Annotated in this window: 1 pseudogene; it reads left to right on the top strand. The window is 67.0% G+C overall.

Features of this window, described 5'->3' with window-relative positions:
• Positions 1 to 135 precede the first annotated feature (135 nt).
• Positions 136 to 258, top strand: a pseudogene (locus ABGA94_RS20125) (drug:proton antiporter); the annotation flags it as partial.
• Between the last annotated feature and the right edge of the window lie 106 nt (positions 259 to 364).

Genomic DNA, 364 nt, shown 5'->3' with positions numbered 1-364 from the left:
GGGAATATGCTCAAGCACGTCCAGCGAAACCACCGCGTCGAAGCCCTACTCCGGGAAAGGCAGCGCAGTGGCGTCTGCCACAACGAAGTCCTTCTCGTCCCCTTCGGCATGCAGATCGGTGTACAGGAACGTCGCCTGTGGCAGCGCGATGACGTGCAGCCGCCGGTGTCCGCGCAGGCCGGCGCCGCGGAACTGGCGATGGTGGTGGCCAACCCGCAGGCTGTGCAGCAGATGCACGATGCGTGGCGCGCACTCGGCGGTTGATTCCGGCAGCCGTACCTGCGGACGGGCAGGGGGCTCAGCGGCCCTTCTTCTTCTTGTCCTTCGGCAGGTTGCGGCCGAACTGGCGCACGGTCTGCTGGGC

The organism is Stenotrophomonas sp. 3diitr2024, from assembly GCF_042136455.1.
GTDB lineage: Bacteria > Pseudomonadota > Gammaproteobacteria > Xanthomonadales > Xanthomonadaceae > Stenotrophomonas > Stenotrophomonas sepilia.
The sequence above is the reverse complement of the archived record's forward strand: the minus strand, read 5'-3'. Positions and strand labels throughout refer to the sequence as shown.